The organism is Amycolatopsis xylanica (assembly GCF_900107045.1).
In the GTDB taxonomy this organism is placed as follows: Bacteria; Actinomycetota; Actinomycetes; order Mycobacteriales; family Pseudonocardiaceae; genus Amycolatopsis; species Amycolatopsis xylanica.
In genome coordinates this window covers 680,651-697,903 of sequence record NZ_FNON01000005.1, presented here as the reverse complement: position 1 = coordinate 697,903, position 17,253 = coordinate 680,651, and the positions used below count along the sequence as shown (strand labels likewise).

Annotated in this window: 16 protein-coding genes; 6 read left to right on the top strand and 10 right to left on the bottom strand. The window is 70.3% G+C overall.

Annotated features, from left to right (window positions below):
* Positions 1–43 precede the first annotated feature (43 nt).
* Positions 44–1,402, bottom strand: a complete 1,359-nt coding sequence (pafA, locus tag BLV57_RS26075) for a Pup--protein ligase (protein ID WP_091292954.1) — start codon at positions 1,400–1,402, stop codon at positions 44–46.
* 136 nt (positions 1,403–1,538) lie between these two features.
* Here pafA and BLV57_RS26070 point away from each other — a divergent pair, with 136 nt between their 5' ends.
* On the top strand, positions 1,539–3,026 hold the full coding sequence (locus BLV57_RS26070; RefSeq protein WP_091292952.1) for a bifunctional phosphatase PAP2/diacylglycerol kinase family protein: 1,488 nt from the start codon (positions 1,539–1,541) through the stop codon (positions 3,024–3,026).
* On the opposite strand, the gene BLV57_RS26065 is transcribed toward BLV57_RS26070, so the two are convergent.
* The gene (locus tag BLV57_RS26065; protein WP_091292951.1) at positions 3,020–3,397 is read right to left on the bottom strand and encodes a VOC family protein; all 378 of its coding nucleotides are present in this window, start codon (positions 3,395–3,397) and stop codon (positions 3,020–3,022) included. The genes BLV57_RS26070 and BLV57_RS26065 overlap by 7 nt on opposite strands.
* An 84-nt stretch (positions 3,398–3,481) precedes the next feature.
* Here BLV57_RS26065 and BLV57_RS26060 point away from each other — a divergent pair, with 84 nt between their 5' ends.
* From BLV57_RS26060 to BLV57_RS26050, 3 genes are all read left to right on the top strand, one after another.
* Complete coding sequence (locus BLV57_RS26060) at positions 3,482–4,252, top strand: TetR/AcrR family transcriptional regulator (protein WP_091292949.1); 771 nt, start codon at positions 3,482–3,484, stop codon at positions 4,250–4,252.
* A gap of 73 nt (positions 4,253–4,325) precedes the next feature.
* A complete protein-coding gene (locus tag BLV57_RS26055; RefSeq protein ID WP_091292947.1) occupies positions 4,326–5,249 on the top strand; it encodes an alpha/beta hydrolase in 924 nt (307 codons plus the stop codon).
* On the top strand, positions 5,246–6,445 hold the full coding sequence (locus BLV57_RS26050; protein WP_342741219.1) for an alpha/beta hydrolase: 1,200 nt from the start codon (positions 5,246–5,248) through the stop codon (positions 6,443–6,445). Before BLV57_RS26055 ends, BLV57_RS26050 begins: the two co-directional genes overlap by 4 nt.
* A gap of 139 nt (positions 6,446–6,584) precedes the next feature.
* Here BLV57_RS26050 and BLV57_RS26045 read toward each other — a convergent pair whose 3' ends face one another.
* Positions 6,585–7,574 carry a hypothetical protein gene (locus tag BLV57_RS26045; protein ID WP_143047151.1) on the bottom strand — a complete coding sequence of 330 codons (990 nt, stop codon included), beginning with the start codon at positions 7,572–7,574 and terminating at the stop codon, positions 6,585–6,587.
* Positions 7,575–7,695: 121 nt separating this feature from the next.
* Between BLV57_RS26045 and BLV57_RS26040 the strand changes: the two genes are divergently transcribed.
* Complete coding sequence (locus BLV57_RS26040) at positions 7,696–10,683, top strand: AfsR/SARP family transcriptional regulator (RefSeq protein WP_091292944.1); 2,988 nt, start codon at positions 7,696–7,698, stop codon at positions 10,681–10,683.
* Here the strand turns inward: BLV57_RS26040 and BLV57_RS26035 are convergent.
* The 5 genes from BLV57_RS26035 to dop form a co-directional block, all read right to left on the bottom strand.
* A complete protein-coding gene (locus BLV57_RS26035; protein ID WP_143047150.1) occupies positions 10,667–11,506 on the bottom strand; it encodes a hypothetical protein in 840 nt (279 codons plus the stop codon). The genes BLV57_RS26040 and BLV57_RS26035 overlap by 17 nt on opposite strands.
* Positions 11,507–11,681: 175 nt before the next feature.
* Entirely contained in the window at positions 11,682–12,428 is a 747-nt protein-coding gene (gene prcA, locus BLV57_RS26030; RefSeq protein WP_091292940.1) for a proteasome subunit alpha, read from the bottom strand.
* A gap of 40 nt (positions 12,429–12,468) precedes the next feature.
* The gene (gene prcB / locus BLV57_RS26025) at positions 12,469–13,317 is read right to left on the bottom strand and encodes a proteasome subunit beta (RefSeq protein ID WP_091292939.1); all 849 of its coding nucleotides are present in this window, start codon (positions 13,315–13,317) and stop codon (positions 12,469–12,471) included.
* 41 nt (positions 13,318–13,358) lie between these two features.
* Positions 13,359–13,553 (bottom strand): ubiquitin-like protein Pup, encoded by a 195-nt coding sequence (locus BLV57_RS26020; protein WP_091292937.1) that lies wholly within the window; start codon positions 13,551–13,553, stop codon positions 13,359–13,361.
* A gap of 73 nt (positions 13,554–13,626) precedes the next feature.
* Positions 13,627–15,129, bottom strand: a complete 1,503-nt coding sequence (gene dop / locus BLV57_RS26015) for a depupylase/deamidase Dop (protein WP_091292936.1) — start codon at positions 15,127–15,129, stop codon at positions 13,627–13,629.
* 40 nt (positions 15,130–15,169) lie between these two features.
* Here dop and BLV57_RS26010 point away from each other — a divergent pair, with 40 nt between their 5' ends.
* Entirely contained in the window at positions 15,170–15,682 is a 513-nt protein-coding gene (locus BLV57_RS26010) for an NUDIX hydrolase (RefSeq protein WP_091292934.1), read from the top strand.
* Here BLV57_RS26010 and BLV57_RS26005 read toward each other — a convergent pair.
* Complete coding sequence (locus BLV57_RS26005) at positions 15,673–16,263, bottom strand: hypothetical protein (RefSeq protein WP_091292932.1); 591 nt, start codon at positions 16,261–16,263, stop codon at positions 15,673–15,675. The genes BLV57_RS26010 and BLV57_RS26005 overlap by 10 nt on opposite strands.
* Before the next feature lie 23 nt (positions 16,264–16,286).
* Positions 16,287–17,237, bottom strand: coding sequence for an aldo/keto reductase (locus BLV57_RS26000; protein WP_245757517.1), 951 nt, complete (start codon positions 17,235–17,237; stop codon positions 16,287–16,289).
* Between the last annotated feature and the right edge of the window lie 16 nt (positions 17,238–17,253).

Below are 17,253 nucleotides of genomic sequence, written 5' to 3'. Positions count from 1 at the left end.
AGTGGCGTGGCCGGTTCTAACCGGCCACGCCACTCACGAGCCCTTAGAGGGACCCGATGAGGCGTTCGACGCGCTCGTCGACCGAGCGGAACGGGTCCTTGCACAGCACGGTCCGCTGCGCCTGGTCGTTCAGCTTGAGGTGCACCCAGTCGACCGTGAAGTCGCGCCCGGCCGCCTGCGCGGCCGCGATGAAGTCGCCGCGCAGCTTGGCGCGGGTCGTCTGCGGCGGGGTGTCCTTGGCGAGCTCGATCTCGCCGTCGTCGGTGATGCGGCGGACCAGGCCCTTGCGCTGGAGCAGGTCGAACACGCCCCGGCCGCGCCGGATGTCGTGGTACGCCAGGTCGAGCTGGGCGATGCGCGGGCTCGACAGGTCGAGGTCGTGCTTGTTGCGGTAGCGCTCGACGAGGCGGTGCTTGATCGCCCAGTCGATCTCGGTGTCGATCTTGCTGAAGTCCTGCTGCTCGACCGCGTCGAGCGCGCGGCCCCAGAGCTCGATCACCTTGTCGGCGGTCGCGCCGGAGCCGTTGTCCTTCACGTGCTGGACGGCGCGGGCGTAGTACTCGCGCTGGATGTCGAGCGCCGAGGCCTCGCGCCCGCCCGCCAGCCGGACCTGGCGGCGGCCGGTGAGGTCGTGGCTGATCTCGCGGATGGCCCTGATCGGGTTGTCCAGCGTGAAGTCGCGGAACTGGACGCCCTGCTCGATCATCTCGAGCACCAGGTTCGCCGAGCCCACCTTGAGCAGGGTCGTCGGCTCGGCCATGTTCGAGTCGCCGACGATGACGTGGAGCCTGCGGTAGCGCTCGGCGTCGGCGTGCGGCTCGTCGCGGGTGTTGATGATCGGGCGGGACCGGGTGGTCGCGCTCGAGACGCCTTCCCAGATGTGCTCGGCGCGCTGCGAGAGGCAGTACACCGCGCCGCGCGGGGTCTGCAGCACCTTGCCGGCGCCGCAGATCAGCTGCCGCGTGACCAGGAACGGCAGCAGCACGTCGGCGATCCTGGAGAACTCACCGGCCCGGCCGACCAGGTAGTTCTCGTGGCAGCCGTAGGAGTTGCCCGCGGAGTCGGTGTTGTTCTTGAACAGGAAGATGTCGCCGCCGATGCCCTCGTCGGCGAGCCTGCGCTCGGCGTCGACGAGCAGGTCCTCGAGGATCCGCTCACCGGCCTTGTCGTGCGTGACGAGCTGGGTCAGGTCGTCGCACTCGGCCGTGGCGTACTCGGGGTGGCTGCCGACGTCGAGGTAGAGCCGGGAGCCGTTCGACAGGAAGACGTTGGAAGACCGCCCCCAGGACACCACTCGCCTGAACAGGTACCTCGCCACCTCGTCTGGCGAGAGCCTGCGCTGCCCGTGAAAGGTGCACGTGACCCCGAACTCGGTCTCGATGCCAAAGATCCGCCGCTGCATTCCACAAGAGTAGGCGCAACACCCCCTCCTCCGGTGCGCCGTTCGGGCGGCGACACGCGGTGGGATACGTTGCTCTTCGTGAAAACGCGCCCGCTTTGGGCGATCCTCAGCGCGTCAGCTTCGGGAGTTGAGTACCGTGTTCGAGCAGCTCATGCGCCCTTTCCGCAAGGTCGGCCGCACCGACAAGCGGCTGATGAGGGCCAGTGCGGCCATCCCCGCGACACGCGCGGACGACGTTCTTACGAAGCTGTCTCAATCGGCCAACAAAGCACGCCTCTGGTGGGTCATCGCGATCCTGCTGGCCGTAAAAAAGGGCCCGGCGCGCCGTGGAGCGCTCCGGGGCGTGGCGGCGATCGCGGGCGCGAGCCTCACCGCGAACCTCATCGGCAAGCCGATCTTCCCCCGCCGCCGTCCCGCCGCCGAGCTCGTGCCGGCGCACCGGCGGCTGGTCAACCGGCCGACGTCCTCGTCGTTCCCTTCCGGGCACTCGGCCTCGGCCGCCGCGTTCGTGACCGCCGTGGCCATGGAGTCACCGAAGGCGGGGCTGGCGGTCGCGCCGGTCGCGGCCGCGGTGGCGTACTCGCGGGTGCACACCGGGGTGCACTGGCCCAGTGACGTCGGCGCCGGCATCGCGATCGGCCTCGGCGCCGCCGCGATCACCCGGCACTGGTGGCCGCTGCACGAGGACATCCCGGCCAGGACCGCGCACAGCGCCGACGCGCCGCTCATGGTCGACGGCGAGGACATGCTCGTGCTGGTCAACCCGCACTCCGGGGTCGACGGCCAGGACCCGACCGAGGACGTCCGCTACGCCTGGCCCAAGGCCACGCTGATCTACCCGGACCCCAAGCTCGACGTGCGTGAGCAGCTCGTGCAGGAGATCCACATGCGCGGCAACTCCATCCGCGCGCTCGGCGTCGCGGGCGGGGACGGCACGGTGGCCGCGGTCGCGGCCGTCGCGGCCGACTACCACCTGCCGCTCGCGCTGATCCCGGCGGGCACGCTGAACCACTTCGCGCGCGACGTCGGCGTCAAGGACATGCCGGACGCGGACGCCGCGACCGAGGCGGGCTCGGCCGTCGGCATCGACCTGGGCGAGGTCGAGATCGACTGCGCGGGCGAGACCGAGCAGCGCTGGTTCGTCAACACGGCCAGCATCGGCGGCTACCCGGAGATGGTGCGGCTGCGCGAAAAGCTCCAGAAGCGCTTCCCGAAGTGGCCATCGGCCGCGATCGCCATGGTCCGCGCGCTGCGGCACGCGAAGCCGCTGGAAGTCGAGCTCAACGGCAAGCACGCCGAGGTGTGGCTGCTCTTCGTCGGCAATGGCGTCTACGCGCCCAAGGGCCTGGCGCCGTCGAGGCGGCCCGCGCTCGACACGGGCCTGCTCGACGTCCGCTACCTGCGCGCCGACCTGCCGTACTCGCGGCTGCGGTTCGTGCTCGCGATGCTGACGAACTCGCTGTCCGCGAGCCACGTCTACGTCGAGCTCGACCTGCCCGAGCTGGAGGTCAACCTGCTGAACGGCAACCGCCGCGTCGCCACCGACGGCGAGGTCGGCCCGCTCGGCAACGTGTTCCGGTTCAAGTCACGGTCGAGCGCGCTGACGATCTACCGCACTCACTGAGCCCACTCCACCAGCTGGATGACCACGCCGTTGGGGTCGGTGACCTGGAAGAGCTTTTCGCCCCACGGCTCTTCGCGCAGCGCCATCGTGATGGCGACGCCCTCGTCGCGAAGCCTGCGCTCCTCGTCTTCGATGCCCTTGACGACGAGCGCGACGATGAGCCCGGCCGCGTGCTGGTCCCGAAAGCCTTCCGGGAGCACCTCGATCCCCCGCCGCAGGAAGATGACGTCCATCGCCGCGTCGTCCCGCGTCAGCGAGGCGAACCCCTCCGCGGCCATCTGCTCACGGAAGCCGAAGTGCTCGGCCAAGAACGCGCTCGAGGCCGGTACGTCGTCGACGTTCAATGAGATGGCCGAAGCTGTGACCTGCAAGTAAGTCCCCTAAAAGAGCTAACCGAAAACTTCGTACGTTGTACAGAGTACCTAGTACGAGGTTTCTGCGCAAGGATGGAGCCCATGCCGATCGACCGCAGCAGTGCCGGTGACCCCGCACGCACCCTCGAGCTGCTCTGGCGCGACCCCGGACACCGGCCCGCCGCGCGCGGCCCGAAGCAGGGCAAGACCGTCGACGAGGTGGTCGAGGCCGCCATCGAGCTGGCCGACAAGACCGGCATCGAGGCCGTCACCATGCGCCGGGTCGCCGAAGTGGTCGGCGTCGCGCCGATGTCGCTCTACACCTACGTTCCCGGCAAGGCCGAGCTGCTCGACCTGATGCTCGACCTCGTCTATCAGCGGATGCCCCGCGCCGCGCACGCCGGAAAGCCGTGGCGCGAGCGGGTGCGCACGGTCGCCGAAGAGAACCGCGCGCTGTACGAGCGGCACCCGTGGGTGGCGAACGTCTCAACCATCCGCCCGCCGCTCGGTCCCGGCCTGATGGCGAAGTACGACCACGAGCTCCAGGCGTTCGACGGCACGCCGCTCGACGAGGTCGAGACCGACGCCGCGCTGACCTACGTGCTCTCGTTCGTGAACGCCACCTCGCGCGCCGCGGCCGAGCAGAAGAGTTCCCAGCTCGACGGCCTGCTCAACGACGAGGAATGGTGGGCAGCCAACGAACCCTTGCTCACCAGGGTTTTCGACGCCGACGCCCATCCGACGGCCGCGCGGATCGGGTCGGCGGCCGGTGCGGCGCACCAGTCTTCCTACAACGCCGAGCATGCTTACGCTTTCGGACTCGACCGGGTGATCGACGGGCTCGGCGCGCTGATCGACGGGCGTCCTCACTGAATACTCATAGGCACCGAATAGAGTGATCGGAAGGGGCTGGCGCTGAGCAGCTGACGCAGGGTGGAGTTTCTCGATGCGGGTGAAGACCAAGGTGCGATTCGCCGTACCCGCGGCGGTTCTGCTCGCCGCCGGGTGTGCGACGGCGCAGAGCAGCGCGCCCGCGGTGCCGGTGCCACTGACCGGCACCCAGCAGGCCTCGCTGGCCGCGGGCGCCGTGTCGACCGTGCGCATCCCCGCCGCCAGCTCCGCGTTCCGCGCGCGGGACGCGAAGGTCTACCTCCCGCCCGGGTACGGCGCCGGATCGGCCAAGCCGCCCGTGCTGGTGCTGCTGTCCGGCGTGCCGGGCGATGTCTCCGACTGGTTCGACGAGGGCGAAGTGGTCCAGGCGCTCGACGAATACGCCACCGAGCACAACGGCCGCATGCCCGTGATCATCGCGCCGGACGACACCGGCGTCGACGACGAAGACCTGCTCTGCATGGACAGCCCGCTCGGCAACGTCGACACCTATCTCAGCCAGGACGTGCCCGCGTGGGTCAACGCGCACCTGCGCGTCGACGGCAACACCCGTTCCTGGGCGGTCGCCGGCGTGTCCTACGGCGGCACCTGCGCGTTCGAACTCGCCGTGCGGCACCCGAAGCTGTACCCGACGTTCCTCGACTTCTCCGGCGAGGACCGGCCGATGCGCGAGACCAGGGAAGCCGCGATCGACGAGGTCTTCGGCGGTGACGAAGCCGCCTACGACCGCCAGGATCCGCTGAAGATCCTGGAAACCAAGAAACTTCCCGAATCGGCGGGCGTCTTCGCGGCCGGCGACGACGACGAGCCGTTCACCAGCCAGATGCCGAACGCGGTCGAAGCCGCCGAGGGCGCGGGCATGCAGGTGAAGTCGATGGTCGTTCCCGGCGGGCACGACTGGGACACCTGGAGCACCGCGTTCCGCGACTCGCTGCCGTTCCTGAACGAGCGGATGGGCCTGGAGGCGGGCCACCCGTGATCGCCGACCCGGTGCTGCCCAACGAGATCACCGACCGCGCCCGTCAGCTCGGGCCACTCGAGTCGCCCCTGATCTGGCTGACCGCGGCGGCGTGGACGGTCGCCGCGGTGACGGTCGCCGTCTGCCTGTGGCGCAACCGCCGCGCCCGCCGCTGGAGCCTGACCGGCGCCGGCGTGTTCTTCCTGGTCGCCGCGATCACCGCGGTCAACACCTACGTCGGCTACGTCCGCACCCCCGACGACCTCGGCAAGCTGCTCCAGAAGGGCGGCGGCGTCCTCAACGCGGCCGGCCGTTTCCTCGACGACGGCAAGAACGACCCCGAGGCGCCGACCCCGGTACCCGGCGCCAGCGTCAGCCCGCCGGGCACCCCGCCGAAGAAGGGCGAGGCGCGCACGGAGACGGTCACGCTCGCCGACCCGCCCAACAAGATCCCCGCGGGCCAGAACCTCGTCCTGCTGCCGCCCGGCTACTTCGACCCCGAGAACGCGAACCGCCGCTACCCGGTCGTCTACCTGGTGCACGGCTACCCGTTCGGCGGCCCGCGCGACTGGCTGACCTCCGGCGACGCGCCCGGCAGCCTCGACTCGCTCGGCAAGGCGAAACTGATCTCGCCGATGATCGTGGTCAGTGTCGACATGACCGCGGGGCAGCCCAGCCAGGACTGGGAAGGCCTGAACATCCCCGGCGGCCCGCAGCTGGAGAACTACCTGGCGAACACGGTCGTCCCGGCCATCGACCAGCGCTACCGCACGGTCAACGACCGCAGCGGCCGCGCGCTCGGCGGCATGTCCGGCGGCGGTTTCGCGGCGCTCAACATCGGCCTGCACCACGTCCAGCAGTTCGGCACGCTCATCATCGCGCTGCCGTACGACGATTTGAACAACTCGATCAGCGTGCTCGGCGGGGACCAGGCGGCGATCCGCGCGGACACGCCCCGGCAGTATCTGCCGACCATGGACTTCCCGGCCCCCGTCGCGGTGATGCTCGCGGTCGGCTCGGGCGCGCCGACGGACGTCACGACGGCCAAGCGCATCGCGGACGCCCTGCACGCCCGCGGGCAGGAAGCGGTCGTGCACGTCGAGCGGGGCTTCAACCACACCTGGCACACCGCGCGCGCGACGCTGCCCTACTTGCTCGTGTTCGCGGACCAGCACTTCCACTCCCCCGGCTCTGCTGCGGGCCCCTCAACTCCCTGAGGCCCGGGATAAAGCGGGCTTTATCCCGGGTGCTTTCCCCGGGATAAAGCCCGCTTTATCCCGCTTTATCCCGGGCATGCCGCGAGGGTCTTCGCGAGCCGCGCCCCACGGCCCGCGAAGACCCTCACGTCCCCTCCTCTTACTTGACGGTCAGGCGATACTCGACGCCGCCGACGTCGACACCTTGCCCGTCCGTCTGGTTCACGCGGACCACGAACTGCCCGCCCGCCGCGGCCGTGCCCGCGGTGAAGACGATCTTCGCCGGGACCCGCTCGCGGCTCTTCAGCACCAGGCCGTCGATCCGGGCGAACTTGCCGTCCACGATCTCCACCGTCGTGTCACCCGCCGGCCGCACGCCGACACCGCGCTGCCCGGCCTGCTTCCACCGCGCCGCCAGCTCGGGGCCGAGGTCGACGACGATCCTTCCCGGGCCCACGAAGGGTTTCCCGTCCGCCGCGAGCACCAGGTTGGTCTTGAAGTCGCCTTCACGCCACGGGTTGCCGATCATGAACGGCTCCGGCTGCGGCTGCAGTTGGGGCAGCTCGACCGTGTTCACGTTGTGCCAGCCGATGTTGTTGTTATTGCGGGTGTTGGTCAGCGTGTTGGCGCCCTCGGCCGTGGTCATCGTGTCGGCCGCGGAATCCCATCTGGCCAGCAGGCAGTAGTGGCCGGGGCCGGGCACGCCGTTCCACGGCAGCACCAGCTCGGTGCCACCCGGCGGCACGATCACGCCGAACGCGTCGGTGATCTTGGTCCAGTCGTCGAACGGGTCCGCGTCGCCGCCCCAGTTCGCCGCGCCGCCCATGGCCGTGTAGTACAGCCGGAGCGTGCCGGTGACGTCGGTTTCGGCGCCCAGCTTGCGGTTGAGTTTGACGTGGACCCAGTTCAGCTGGCCGACGATCGGGTTGTGGTCGACGGCGCAGCCCGCGTCCCACGGCGGGCAGACCCAGATGTCCGGGCTGGACCAGACGGCGCCCGCGCTGGGCTCCGCGCCCGCCACGTCGGCGGCGTTGTCCCGGATGAACACGTCGCGGTACGACGGCGTCGCCGACGCCGGGACCGTGCCCAGCAGCATCGCCGCGAGCGCGGCCACGAATACGGTGGACCACCACCGCTGAAGTCGTCGCATGATCGGCTCCCCTTCGCCTTGGTTCGGTTGCCGGTCCAGCGTCGGCTCGGCGGGTTGTGAACCGGTTGTCGTCCGGTTGGCCGTTTTCGCACCGATCGCGCGTGGATACGCTCGCTCCACCATGGGAAGCGAGCTGCGCGTACTCGGCCCGGTCGAGGCGGTCGGCCCCGCCGGGCCCTGCGTGCTGCACGGCGCACGCCAGCGCGCGGTGCTCGGCGTGCTCGCGCTGCACGCGGGCAGTGTCGTGCCCAGCAGCAGGCTGGTGGACATGCTGTGGGGCGAGGATCCGCCGCGCACGGCCGTCAAGACACTGCACAGCCATGTCGCGCGGATCCGGCAGGCGCTCGACGCCTGCGGGTTCGGCCAGGTGCTGCACACCCGCAATCCCGGCTATCTGCTCGCGGCCGATCCGGACACGGTCGACGCGCTGCTGTTCGAACGCCGTGTCCGCGCGGCCAAAAAGGACCCCGGGCTCGCGAGTTCGGTCTCCGCGCTGCGCTCGGCGATGACACTCTGGCGTGGCGACGCCTTCGCCGACACCGCGCTCGCCGGCTGGGGCCGCCGCGAGATCGACCGGCTGCACGAGCTGCGGCTGTCGGCGATCGAGGATCTCTGGGACGCCGAGCTCCGGCTGGGAAACCACGAGGACGCCGCACCGGAACTCGCCCGGCTTCAGGCCGAGTATCCGGCACGCGAACGCCTCGCCGCCGCGCACATGCTCGCGCTGTACCGGTGCGGGCGCTACACCGACGCGCTGGAAGCGTTCGGTGTCGTCCGGCAACGGCTCGCCGAGGAGCTGGGTGTCGATCCCGGACCTGAGCTGCTCGCGTTGCACACCGCGATCCTGCGCCGCGATCCCGAACTCGAACCCGGCCAGCCGAGCACCGGGGTCCCCGCGCAGATTCCGGCCAGGGTCGGCCATTTCACCGGCCGCGACTCCGAATTGGCCGGTCTGGACCGGCTGCTCGACGAGCCAGAGCGCCCGATCGTCGTCGTCTCCGGCGCTGCGGGCATGGGCAAGACCGCGCTCGCCGTCCAATGGGCGCACCGGATCGCGGGCCGGTTCCCCGGCGGCAGGCTGTTCCTCGACCTGCGTGGGCACGACCCGCGCCGCGCGATGTCCGCGGCGGACGCGCTCGCGCATCTGCTGCGCAGCCTCGATCTGCCCGACGAGCGCATCCCCGGCGACCTCACCGAGCGCGCCGGGCTCTACCGCTCGCTGCTGCACGACCGGCGCTGCGCCATCGTGATCGACAACGCAGGCGACGTCGACCAGGTGCTGCCGCTGATCCCCGGCACCGACCAGGCGCTGCTGGTGATCACGAGCAGGCAGGCGCTCGCCGCGCTCGGCAGCAGGCACGCGGTGCACCCGATCGCGCTGGATTCGTTCTCCCACGCGGAATCGATGGCCTTGCTGACTCGCGTGCTCGGCGCCGAACGGGTGTCCCGCGAGCCGGGGCCGACCGCGCGGCTCGCGCATCTGTGCGGCGGGATGCCGCTGGCACTGCGCATCGCCGCGGCCAGGCTCGCGGGCGACCCGCGCCGGTCGATCGCGCAGCTCGCCGCCGAACTGGCGGGTGCGGGCAGGCTCGACAACCTCGCCGTGGAAGGCGATTCGCGCACGGTGCGCACCGTGCTCGCCAGCGCCTACCAGCCGCTGAGCCCCGACCAGATGACCCTGTTCCGCAGACTGGGCCTCACGCCGGGCGCGACATTCAGCACCTCGCTCGGCTCGGCGATGTGCGCGATGCCGGTGGCCGCCGCGCGGTCGGCGGCGGCCGAGCTGAGCACCGCGCATCTGATGACACCCGCGGGCACGGACCGTTTCCGTTTCCACGACCTGATCCGCGAATTCGCCCGCCAGTGCGCGACCGCCGACGAGTCACCGGACGCGCTCGCCGGCGCGGGTGACCGGCTCGTCGACTGGTACCTCTCCGTCGCCGCGGCGGCCAACAAGGCCATCGACCCGAACCGCGACCTGGTCGACCCGGCACCCGAACACCCAGTCACCGACCTGCCGTTCGAGCCGGAACGGCACGCCGCGCTCGCGTTCCTCGACGCCGAGCGCGACAACCTCCTGCCCGTGGTCCGCTACGCGCGCGAGCGCGGCAGGCTCGCCGCGACCTGGCAGCTCACCTACCTGCTGACCAGCTTCTACGACACCACCGGTCATTGGCAGGAACGCGTCGAGCTGTGCCGCGAAGGCGCCGCCGCGGCCACCGAACTCGGTGATCCGCTCGCCGAAAGCGAGATGCTGCGCGCGCTCGGCGTGTCCTACTTCATGACCAGGCGGCTCACCGATGCCTTGGCCACCAACGCCTTGGCGCTGCGCACCGTGCAGGCGGCCGGTGACCTCGACGGCGAAGGCCACGTCTACAACAACACCGCGAACGCCTACGCCGAGCTTCGCCGGTTCGACGAGGCGATCGTCGCGCACAAGCTCGCCGTCGCCCGCTGCGCCACCGCCGAGAACCACCTCGGCCGCGCGCTGTCGCAGCGCAACCTCGGCCACACCTACATCCAGATGGGCCGCGCCGGTGAAAGCCTCGCCCCGCTCACCGACGCGCTGACCACGTTCCGCAAACTCGGCAACGCCAGGCTCGAAGCGGCCACTTTGGACACACTCGGCGAGGCCTATCTCGAGCTCGGCGACCACACCGCCGCGCTCACCCACCTCGGCGAGGCACTCGCGGGCAGCCGCTCGATCGGCGACCGCTGGCAGGAATGGGAGTCGCTGCTCCACACCGGACTCGTCCACTTAGGACTGGAGGACTTCGCGGCCGCGCTCGCCGACTTCGAACAGGCGCTGCTGATCAGCCGCGACGTCGGTGACCGGCACGGCGAGGCCTCCGCGCTCGGCCAGCTCGGCCGGGCCCGGCTCGGCACCGGAAACCTCGGCGCCGCACAGGAAAACCTCGAACTGGCGCTGTCCGTGCGCACGGTCGTGCCGGACCCCTACGAGGAGGCCCGGCTGCACCGCGACCTGGCCGAGCTGGCAGACCGTCAGGAAAGGACGGCCGCCGCGGCCACCCACCGGTCCAGAGCCCGCGAACTGTTCCGGCAGGCGAACGCGACGGCCGAAGCCGAAGCCGTCAACGCCACGGCTTGATGGTCACCACCGTCCGCCGCATCCCGAGTTTCCCGCCGGCGGGTTCGAAGAACTCGATCTCGAACTTCACCTCCCGATCGATCGGCAGCAGCTGCACTTTCGCCTTCGTCAACGGCTGGCCCGCCCTCAGCGTGAGCACCGCGTCCCGCACCGGCACGTACCCCACCGGGCCGCCCGGTCCCTCGACCGTCCGATAGTGGACGGTCATCGTCTGCGAGCCGTTCGCGGCGGCCTGTGCGCCACCGAAGCCGAACCCGTACACCGGCACCTCGCAGTACTTCCAGCAGATCTTCCCGTCCGGCGCGACCACCACGGCGTCCGGCGGCGGCTTCCCGTCGTCGTCGTTCACCGCGTTCGGCACCCGGTCCTCGGCGACGACCAGCCCGCTCGGCTCGAACAGCTCGAGCCAGAACGCCTCGTTCTGCTCGGGCAGGAAATCCTGGTTCACGGCGACGTCGACGTACTGGGTCTCCAGCGAGCCCTTCCAGGACAGCTCACCCATCAACGGCATCGACGGATCGGCGCCGTAGTCACTGCCGTTGTCCGCGCTGAACTCGGGGAAGACCCCGTGCGCCTTGCCGTCGACCACGCGGTACCGGACGGTGCCGTTCGCCGTGCACCCCGCGGGCGCGGTGACCGTCACCGGGATCCGGTACTTACGCGGCGGCCCCGGCGCCGACCCCTCCGGCTGCGCCTGCCACTGCGCGCTCACCGTCGCCGCAGGACACGGCGCGGGCTCCTCGGCCTGCCCGACCGAGGCCGACGCGAACCCGCCGGCCGCCATGAGCAGCACCCCGAGCAGCGCGCGCACCTTCGCTCTCATCGACACCCCCGTGCGTGAGGCGCGGCGCACCCCGCGCCCCGCTCACTACCTGGGTAACGCACCCCGGTTGTCATTCGGTTGTGAGCACGATCGAAGACGTGACAAGGGCGGCCCTTGTCACCTCTAGCGTGACAAGGGCCGCCCTTGTTTACTTACCCGGAGCCTGAGCCGACGGTCAGTCCTTGGGCTTGTCCTCGTCCTTGGCGTCCTCGTCCTTCGGCGCCTCGGGCACGGCGGGCAGCAGTGCCTCGAGCGCCGCGCCGGTGAGCCTGCGGAACGAGCGGCGCGGGCGGTCGCGGTCGAGCACCGCGACCTCCAGCTTGATCGGGTCGGCCTCGGTCTTGCCGTTGGTGGTGGTCGAGCGCAGCGCCGCCACCGCGATGGCGACCGCCGGGCCCAGCTCCAGCTCGGCCTCGTACGACTCCTTGAGCTTCGTGGAGATCGTGTCGGCCTGGCCGCCCATCACCACGAACTGCGGCTCGTCGAAGATCGAGCCGTCGTAGGTCAGCCGGTAGAGCTGGTCTTCGGCCGACGAGGCGCCGACCTCGGCCACGCAGATCTCCACCTCGAACGGCTTGAGCTGCTCGGTGAAGATGCTGCCCAGCGTCGCGGCGTAGGCGTTGGCCAGCGCACGCGCGCTGACGTCACGCCGGTCGTACTGGTAGCCCTTGAGGTCCGCGTGCCGGATGCCCGCCACCCGCAGGTTCTCGAACTCGCTGTACCGGCCGACGGCCGCGAACCCGATGTGGTCGTAGATCTCGGACACCTTGTGCAGCGTCGCCGACGTGTTCTCCGCGACGAACAGGATCCCGCCGCGGTATTTCAGCGCGACAACACTGCGGCCCTTCGCGATTCCCTTGCGCGCGAGCTCGGACCGCTCCCGCATCAACTGCTCGGGAGAGGCGTACAGCGGCATCGTCACGGTCGTTGCTCCGTTCTAGAGATCAAAGAAGAGGGCAGGGTCAGCGTCCGCGTGCGGCTTCGGCGCGGCCGTTCACCACGGCCTCGGCCACCGCGGCGGCCTGCTCCTTCGGCAGCGCGACCGCACCGTGCTCGGCGGTGATGGTGACCACCGTCGGGTAGATGCGCCGCACCAGGTCCGGCCCGCCGGTCGCCGAGTCGTCGTCGGCCGCGTCGTACAACGCCTCGACCGCCACCCTGGTGGCGCCTTCGACGTCGGCGTCGGGGTCGAACAACTTCTTCAGCGACGACTTCGCGAACAGCGAACCCGAGCCGATCGCGTGGTAGCCGGCGTGCTCCTCGTAGCGGCCGCCGGTCACGTCGTACGACACGATCCGGCCTGCCCGCTTGGGGTCTTCGGCCTCGGTGTCGTATCCGGCGAACAGCGGCAGCACCGCGAGGCCCGCCATCGCGATCTCGAGGTTGGCCTTGACCATCGTGGACAGTTTGTTCGTCTTGCCGTCGAGCGAGAGCGAGACGCCCTCGATCTTCTCGTAGTGCGCCAGCTCGACCGCGTACAGCCGGACCATCTCCAGCGCCAGCCCCGCGGTGCCCGCGATGCCGACCGCGGAGTACTCGTCGGTGACGTAGACCTTGTCCATGTCCCGGGTGGCGATCAGGTTGCCCGAGGTCGCCCTGCGGTCACCGGCGATCAGCACGCCACCGGCGAAGGTGACCGCGACGATCGTGGTGCCGTGCGGGGCCTCCGGCGCCTGCATGCCCGGCGCCAGGCGCGCGCTGGGCAGCAGCTCGGGCGCCTGCGCGCGCAAGAAGTCGGAGAACGACGAGGTCGCCGACGAAAAGTAGGCAGCGGGCAGCGCGGAGCCCTGGTTACCAGCGGTGTTTCCCATACGTGCTCTCAGGTCCAATCTGTGAAACGGGCGGAGGAGGCTTACTGACCACCCTTTTGCACGTACGCGCGCACGAAGTCCTCGGCGTTCTCCTCCAGCACGTCGTCGATCTCGTCCAAGATCGTGTCCACGTCTTCGCCGAGCTTCTCGCGGCGTTCCTGGCCGGCCGAACCGTCGGCGCCGAGCTCCTCGTCGGAGTCGCCGCCGCCATGCTTTTCGATCTTTTCCTGAGCCATTTCGCCTCCAGGTGTAGCCGTCGTTTCCTAGCCTACCCAGCAGTCATGACATTTTCGCCACAGCCGAGCCGTGTCAGTCAGACCCGGTCAACGCCTCGACGAGCTCCTCAGCGGTCGCCGCGTCGTCCAGCAGCTTCCCGACGTGCGCTTTCGTGCCCCGCAGCGGCTCCAGGGTCGGGATCCGCACCAGCGACTCACGCCCGACATCGAAGATGACCGAATCCCACGAAGCGGCCGCGATCGAGGTCGCGTACTTCTCCAGCGCGCGGCCGCGGAAGTAGGCGCGGGTGTCCGACGGCGGGGTGGTGATGGCCGCCTGCACCTCCTCCTCGGTGACCAGCCGCTTCATCGACCCTCGGGTCACCAGGCGGTTGTAGAGGCCCTTGGCGAGGCGCACGTCCGAGTACTGCAGGTCGACCAGGCGCAGCCGCGGCGCGCCCCAGGCGAGCTGGTCACGGGCGCGGTAGCCCTCCAGCAGCCGCAGCTTGGCGGGCCAGTCCAGCCGGTCCGCGCACTCCTGCGGGTCGCGGGCGAGCGCGTCGAGGATCTCGCCCCACACCCGCAGGACCTCTTTGGACGCCTCGTCGGCGCCGGTACGGTCGAGGTTCGCCGCGGCGATCTCGTGGTAGGCGAACTGCAGGTCCAGCCCGGTGTACTTGCGCCCGTTGGCCAGCGCGACCTTCACCTTGAGCGTCGGGTCGTGGCTGATCTGGTGCACCGCGCGCACCGGCTCGTCCAGCTTCAGGTCGTCGAACCGGATGCCCGACTCGATCATGTCGAGCACCAGCGCGGTCGTGCCGACCTTGAGGTACGTCGAGTACTCCGACAGGTTCGCGTCACCGATGATGACGTGCAGCCTGCGGTATTTGTCCGCGTCCGCGTGCGGCTCGTCGCGCGTGTTGATGATGCCGCGCTTGAGCGTCGTCTCCAGGCCGACCTCGACCTCGATGTAGTCCGAACGCTGCGAGAGCTGGAAGCCCGCTTCCTCGCTCTGCGGGCCGACGCCGACGCGCCCGGAGCCGGTGACGACCTGCCGCGACACGAAGAACGGCGTCAGCCCGGCGATCACGGCCGTGAACGGGGTCGAGCGCGCCATCAGGTAGTTCTCGTGCGTGCCGTAGCTCGCGCCCTTGCCGTCGACGTTGTTCTTGTAGAGCTGCAGCTGGGGCTGGCCTGGCACGGTGGCCGCCTTCATCGCGGCCAGCTCCATCACCCGCTCGCCCGCCTTGTCCCAGATCACCGCGTCGCGCGCGTTGGTGACCTCGGGCGCCGAGTACTCGGGGTGCGCGTGGTCGACGTAGAGCCGCGCGCCGTTGGTGAGGATGACGTTCGCCGCGCCCAGGTCCTCGACGTCGGGGTCGTGGCCCGGCCCGCCGGGGCCCGCCAGGTCGAAGCCACGCGCGTCGCGCAGTGGCGACTCCACCTCGTAGTCCCACCGTGCGCGCCTCGCCCGCGGTATGTCCGCCGCGGCCGCGTAGGCCAGCACCACTTGAGTCGAGGTCAACACCGGGTTCGCCGTCGCGTCGCCCGGCACCGAGATGCCGTACTCGACTTCGGTTCCCATGATCCGCCGCATGCACACACCCTACGGGTTGAGCCACTGCGATGATGGCCGCGTGTCTGCCAGTGACGAACTCGTTGCCCTCTATGACCCCGCTGGAGCAGTGGTCGGAAGCGCACCCAGGAGGGTGATGCGGGCCGAAGGCCTGTGGCACGCCTCGGGCGTGGTGCTGGTCCGTTCGGGCGATGGAACCGCCGTCTACGTCCATTTGCGAGCCCCTGACAAGGATGTCTATCCCGGTACGTGGGACTGCTGGGCGGGCGGCGTGGTCGCGGCCGGTGAGACCCCGGCCGAGTGCGCGACCCGTGAACTCGCCGAAGAACTCGGCATCTCAGGAGTAAGCCCGGTCCCGCTGTTCGTCGACGTCTACCAGGACGGGACGATCCGCTGCCACAACTTCGCCTTCGAAGTGCGCTGGGACGGGCCGGTGGTGCACCAGCCGGAAGAGATCGTCGACGGCCGCTGGATGCCGCTCGATGAGCTGCGGGCCTGGGTCGACGATCCGGACAGCCCGTTCATCCCGGACGGCCGCCAGGGCATCAGGGAGTGGTTCCGCCGCTACACCTGATCGAGCTTCTCCGCCGCGAGCGGCGCGAGCCGCTTGGCCGCGTCGAGCGCCCGCGCCGCCGAGCCCGCGGTGACCTGCACGGCGGACAGCGTCGCGCCCTTCGCCAGCAGGACCGTGCACGTCGGTCCGGTGCACCAGACCCGCTGGGCGTCGACACCGGGCTGGGCGGGGATGGTGTGCTGCTGGCCGTCGCATTTGACCGCCTTGAGCGCGGCTCCGGCGCCCTTCGGCGGGAACGAGACCACACGCTGGTTCAGCGAGGCGCCAGTCGGATACCACCACGCGGCTTCGCCGATCACGTTGTCGGGCAACTCGGCCAGGCAGCCCTTCGCCGGTCCGACGGAGGCGCGCTCGACGCCCTCCTCCGCGAGGTCCGCGGCGGTCAGCAACACGGGCCGTTCGACACTGGCCGAAGCCGACGGCCTGGGCGGCGGCGGGACGGGCGTGGCGGACGGCGACGGCGGTTTCACCGAGGTGGTCGGGTCGTCGTAGTAGGTGTCGAGATCGTTCGGCCGGTCGGCGCAACCCGACAATCCCAGCAGCGCGACCGCGGCGACTACGGCCGCTCCCCGACGAGGCATGCGGAGCAGACTAGTCGAGTCATTCAGTGCCACCGCAGGGAGGATCGGCTCGCCCAATAGTCCGTGGCGGATTCACGGAAACCACACAGCAGCGCCAAATCCCCGGCGCCGAGCTCGAGTCCGGCGCCGCCGAGATTCGACGCGAGCTGGGCCGTGCTCGCCGGTCCGACGAGCACGGTCGACGCCCACGGCTGCGCCAGCACGGCCGCCACGGCGACCGCGTCCGGCGTGACGTTCCGCTCGCTCGCGAACGCGGCGATGGCGGGTGGCGGCTCGACGACGAGCCTGCCGTTGGCGAGGGTTTCCTTGACCAGCACGGAATTCCCGGCTTCGGCGGCTTCCGCGAGCGCGTCGCCCGCCGATTGTTCGAGCAGGTTCCAGGTGGATTGGACGGAGGTGAACACCGGCCGTCCCTGCGCGGTCAGTTCGAACGCGCGGCGGATCGTGTCGGCCTGCGCGGGCCCTGACGTGGAAAAACCGACACGCACGCCGTCATCGGCCAGCGCCGCCAGCGCATCCAGCAGCGCCCGGTCGCCGAAGAGCGGGCTGTCCGCGGTCAGCGAATGCACTTGGTAGAGCGCGAGCACGCCGCCGAGCCGCTCGCGGCTTTCCGTCCACTGTGCACGGAACCGGTCGAGCGAATGCTCTTTCGCCTCGTGCACCTCGGCGTCGAGCCGCCACCCGCCGACGTAGGCGTAGCCCCATTTGCTCGACACGGTCACGTCTTCCGGGCGCCGCTCGGTCAGCCACTCGGCCAGGAAGTCCTCGGCCAGCCCGTAGGACCGCGCCGTGTCGATCCAGCGGACTCCGGCTTGATAAGCGGCGTCGAGCACCTCGTGCGTCGCGCCCTTCATGGCCTCGATGTCGCGTCCGGGCGGGAGCTGGTCGGTCCGGCCGAGGTTGATGTACGCAGGGCGGCCGAGCGCGGCCAGGCCGAGGCCGACCCGAGGCAGTGGGTGCGTGGGAGTGGACACCCCACGCACCCTATGC